Genomic DNA, 4859 nt, shown 5'->3' with positions numbered 1-4859 from the left:
CGTACAGTCCTTCGGCAAGGGATATTCGAGTTACATCGATACCCTCATAGCGGTGGACAAAGACTTCAAGGTGCAGAAGATAAACATTCTCCACCATGCGGAAACACCGGGACTCGGAGACGAAATCGAGACGGATTCCTTTAAGGGCCAGTTTCAGGGCAAGGACGAGGCGCACCTGAAAGTCCTCAAGACAGAGACGACAGACTATATCCAGGCGATATCAGGCGCGACGATCTCGAGCAGGGCTGTTACTGAGGATGCAGTCAAGAACGGAGTCGCCTTTCTTATGAAGGCGATAAAGGAGGGAGGCGCTGACCATGGCGGACACAAGCAGGGGTAGTTACTGGGACCTCATAAAAAATGGAATCATCGCGGAGAATACGATATTTAAACTCGCTCTCAGCCTCTGTCCCTCCATCGCGGTGACGAACAACCTGAGGAACGGTGTTTTGATGGGGGTGGCCGTTCTCTTTGTCCAGACGATGGTGAATATCACGATCGCGCTCATGAGAAATTTCATCCATCCCAAGATACGGCTTCCCATTTTCATGCTCGTCATATCGGGGTGGGTGACGGTGACCGACATGTCCATGGCGGCATTTGCTCCGGACGCGTACAAGCAGATGGGCCTCTATATCCAGCTGATCGTCGCCTTTGCGTCGATCCTTGCGAGGGCCGAAATGTTCGCGAGCAAAAATAAGGTAACCCCTTCCCTATTCGACGGCATCGGCATGGGACTCGGATTTCTCTTTGCCCTCACGGTAATCAGCTTTTTCAGGGAGCTCCTCGGCAAGGGCTCTCTCTGGGGCTTCCCGATCGTCAATACAAAGCCCCTTCTCATGATGATTCTGCCGGCGGGCGGATTTTTTGCCGTAGGGATACTGATGGCGTTCTTTAACTGGATAGATCTGCGGTTCTTCAAGAAGAGTGCACCTGCGTCGCACTGAGGACCGTTCGAGGAGGTGACGGATGAGCAACGAATTCATCAAGCTTTTTGAACTCTTTATCGCTGCTTCTCTGATAAATAATTTTGTCTTCACACGGTTTCTCGGCCTCTGCATCTTCTTCGGCGTCTCGAAGAAGATGGAAACCGCGGTCGGGATGAGCGTGACTTTTACGGCGGTGATGATGATAAGCGCCTCATTGAGCTGGGTCATCTTCACCTACATCATGGTGCCTCTTGATATAACGTTCCTGAAGATTATCGTTTTTATCGGGGTTGTGGCCGGATTTGTTCAGGCTTCCGATACCATCATGAGAAAAGTCTCTCCGAGCTTGTACTATAAGCTCGGCATCTACCTCGCACTTATATCGACGAACTGCATCATCCTCGCCGTCCCGCTCATTAACGCGGGCGAACATTACAGTTTTATTCAGAGCCTCGCCTTTGGGTTCGGCTCGGGGGTCGGGTTCGCCATCGCCCTGATTATCATGGCGAGCATCCGCGAAAAGCTTGAGCTTGCCGATATCCCTGCCCCGTTCAGGGGATTGCCTATGGCCTTTGTTGTCACCGGTCTGATTGCGCTCGCCTTTACCGGCTTTTCGGGCTTGATTACCCTTTGAGCGGGCGAGGGCGAGAGACTTTTCCCAGCAAAACTATGTTATTATAAACAGTACGATAATTATGCCAGGCGGTTCGATGATAAGAAAGACCGTTTCCCTCGCATGTTTCCTCATGATCTGCTCTGCTTCCTTGCTTTACGCCGGTGTCGGCGGCGGGGTCGAAGCGAAAGAACATGTCGACGTAATCCCCCTTCTCAAATTCACATCGGTCTTCCTCGCTGGCGTGGGGGCCGTGTTCGGTCTCGGTCTCGCCTTTGCCGCAAAGAGATTTTCCGTCCAGATAAATCCTAAGGTGGAACAAGTGAAGGACGTCCTCGCCCATGCCCATTGCGGCGCCTGCGGCTATGCTGGCTGTGAACAGTATGCGGAGGCTGTGGTGAATAATCCCGATGTCCCGCCGAATCTCTGCACGCCCGCCGGGGCGAGAGGCGCCGAGGCGGTTGCCTTGATTACCGGCAAGAAGGCCGAAGCGAGGGAACCGATTTATGCGCGGATAATGTGTCAGGGAGGATGGTCGAAGTCCGTTAAGAAGTTCAAATATGAGGGTGTTCAGGATTGCCGCGCCGCTGTTCTCGCAGGAGGCGGTGACAAGGCGTGCGCTTACGGATGTCTCGGTTACGGAACATGCGCGCGGGTCTGCCCCTTCGGAGCGATCACCATGAGCGATGACCATCTGCCGGTCGTTGACATCGCAAAATGCACCGGCTGCAGGAAGTGCGAGCAGGCATGCCCGAAGAGAGTCATCGAGGTTCTTCCGGCCTCGCGGCAGGTCCTCGTCTCCTGTCATTCAAAAGACAAGGGCGCCGATACGAAGAAAAATTGTCAGGTCGGCTGCATCGCCTGCGGGAAATGCGTGAAGATTTGTCCCTTCGATGCTCCCTCGGTTTCGAGTAACGTGTCGAGAATAGACTTAGACAAATGCAAGGTATGCGGATTGTGTGTTGCTCCCTGTCCGACGAATGCGATAAGGGATTTTATCCCCAAGCGACCGAAGGCATTTGTCATGGACAATTGCATCGGCTGCCAGATATGCTCAAAGGTATGTCCGGTAAATGCGGCGTCGGGTGATCCGAAGAAAAAACACGCCATAGACAAGAATACCTGCGTCGGCTGCGGTATCTGTACGGCAAAATGCCCTGTCCAGGCGATTGACGGCACATTTAATGCCGGTGAGGTATTTCGGATGGCCGCTGCCAAGAAAGCGGAAAAGACAGTAGCCGCTTAAGGGAAAAGGCCGACTGGATAGAGCGGCGGTCTTAGAAGCAAAACGCATCAATAAACAAAGAACCTGCATTTCTTGCAGGTTCTCTATATCTGCTTTCCTCAAATTATTCTAGAAATCAAGTCGTCAGGATCTTCAGTGCCCGCAACCTGCTTGGGTGTTTGAGCTTCCTTAACGCCTTTGCCTCGATCTGACGAACCCTCTCCCGAGTAATGGAGAGATGTCTCCCTACCTCTTCGAGCGTATGGTCCCTTTCGGCTCCGATACCGAATCTCATCCTTATTACTTTTTCCTCTTTAGGGGTCAGGGTCCGCAATACCCTCTGAATATGTTCAGAGATCTCAACTCTCTCGGTATCAGAATAGGGTGAGGGGCTGTTCTTGTCCCCGATGAAGTCTTCCAGTTCCGTATCTTCGTCCCCCACCGGCGTCTGAAGTGCGATAGGGTCCTGAATCGCCCTGAAGACTTCTTCAACCTTTCTCATAGGGACGCCGAGTTTTATCGCAATCTCTTCGTTGCTCGGTTCCTTCCCGAGCTGCTGGGTAATTTCCCGTGAGGCCTTCGTCACCCTGTTATAAAATTCCATCATATGGACCGGCACCCTGATTGTCTTCGTCTGGTCGATGAGTGCCCTCGTAATGGCCTGCCTTATCCACCACGTGGCGTACGTCGAAAATTTGAAACCCTTTTCATACTTAAATTTGTCCACAGCCTTCATGAGTCCGATATTGCCCTCCTGAATGAGATCAAGCAAAGGCAGGCCCCTTCCGACGTAGTTCTTTGCGATATTTACGACGAGCCTCAGGTTCCTCGTTATGAGCTCGTTCTTCGCCTCGGTAACAAGCTCCTTGGCCTTCGACATCCGCTCATAGAGAATCCTGAGTTCCTGCATCTTGATGCCGACCTCTGATTCAATCCTCTTATACTCCTGCTGCATCTCTCTGGCGAGCGCATCGAGTTTTTCTGTGCGGGTTCCCTTCTTCTTCTTTTCCGTTATCGACCTCTTCAGTTCTTTCAGAGAGCCATAACGGGATATCTTTTTCTCTTCAGACGCCACGGCAGTCATGAGTTCTTCTATCCGCGCCACAGAATGGAGAAGCGCTTCATCGGGCCGTTCTTCCTCAGGGGCAAGTTCCTCGTCTTCACCGGTATCAAGAACGGCCTCCATCTTCTTGTAGATGGGCAAGGCGGTGACGATGCTTTTTATGATTTCTCTCCCTTGCTCTAATTTCTTAGCCAGTTCCGTCTCCTCGTCCTTCGTGAGAATGGATATGTCGCCCATGGAATGAAAATAGGCCTGAACGAGGTCCTCTGTCTTCTCGTACTCCTCAAGCTCTTCCTCCTCCGCCTCTTCTTCAGGAGGCAGGGCTTCCTCATAATCAACTACCTTCACTCCCATATCCTGGAGAAGGTCCATGAGGTCTTCTATTTCATCAGGCGAGAAGAACTCCGAAGGAAGGGCATCGTTTATCTCATCATAGGTAAGAACCCCACGCCTCTTACCCAAGTCGATTATTTCTTCGAATATATCTCTCTCTCTCATCGTTACTTTTTATCCCATCCCTTTTATAACTAAATACTATCATAGAAACAAGAATTGAAGAAGTCATGAATTCGGAAAAGAAAAAAGCGAACCTTTCCTTGACACGACCGTTCCCCAAGCTATACAAAAAGGGCCTCCTTTGGAAGGGGGGCCCTGATTTTTCCTTGACAACAAAAGGGAGATAGATAAGGGTCAAGCCGCACGGTCTATTAGTACTGGTCAGCTGAATGCATTACTGCACGTACACTTCCAGCCTATCGACGTGGTAGTCTACCACGGACCTTCAGGTGGATTACTCCACGGGAGATCTCATCTTGGGGTGGGCTTCACGCTTAGATGCCTTCAGCGTTTATCCCTTCCGGACATAGCTACCCGGCATTGCCACTGGCGTGACAACCGGAACACTGGAGGTCCGTCCATCCCGGTCCTCTCGTACTAAGGACAGCTCCCCTCAAATCTCCTGCGCCCACAACAGATAGGGACCGAACTGTCTCACGACGTTCTGAACCCAACTCTCGTACCGCTTTAATC

5 protein-coding genes and 1 rRNA gene are annotated in these 4859 nt (G+C 51.7%); 4 read left to right on the top strand and 2 right to left on the bottom strand.

Annotation, left to right across the window (positions count from 1 at the left end; genetic code table 11):
• The 4 genes from VEI96_06365 to VEI96_06350 all read left to right on the top strand — a co-directional run.
• Positions 1-340 (top strand): FMN-binding protein (locus tag VEI96_06365; protein ID HXX57606.1); only part of this gene is annotated, 340 nt, incomplete at its 5' end.
• The gene (gene rsxE / locus VEI96_06360; GenBank protein ID HXX57605.1) at positions 318-947 is read left to right on the top strand and encodes an electron transport complex subunit RsxE; all 630 of its coding nucleotides are present in this window, start codon (positions 318-320) and stop codon (positions 945-947) included. The genes VEI96_06365 and rsxE, both read left to right, overlap by 23 nt.
• 22 nt (positions 948-969) lie before the next feature.
• Entirely contained in the window at positions 970-1563 is a 594-nt protein-coding gene (locus tag VEI96_06355) for an Rnf-Nqr domain containing protein (GenBank protein ID HXX57604.1), read from the top strand.
• A 76-nt stretch (positions 1564-1639) separates the two neighbouring features.
• Positions 1640-2788, top strand: coding sequence for a Fe-S cluster domain-containing protein (locus VEI96_06350; GenBank protein HXX57603.1), 1149 nt, complete (start codon positions 1640-1642; stop codon positions 2786-2788).
• Between the two features lie 115 nt (positions 2789-2903).
• Here the strand turns inward: VEI96_06350 and VEI96_06345 are convergent, their stop codons facing one another.
• Together VEI96_06345 and VEI96_06340 are read right to left on the bottom strand one after the other, a co-directional pair.
• Positions 2904-4328 (bottom strand): sigma-70 family RNA polymerase sigma factor, encoded by a 1425-nt coding sequence (locus VEI96_06345; GenBank protein ID HXX57602.1) that lies wholly within the window; start codon positions 4326-4328, stop codon positions 2904-2906.
• A gap of 188 nt (positions 4329-4516) precedes the next feature.
• Positions 4517-4859, bottom strand: a 23S ribosomal RNA gene (locus VEI96_06340); the annotation flags it as partial.

This window comes from Thermodesulfovibrionales bacterium (assembly GCA_035622735.1).
In the GTDB taxonomy this organism is placed as follows: Bacteria; Nitrospirota; Thermodesulfovibrionia; order Thermodesulfovibrionales; family UBA9159; genus DASPUT01.
Note: the sequence above shows the minus strand (reverse complement) of the source record. Positions and strands in the feature narration are given on the sequence as shown.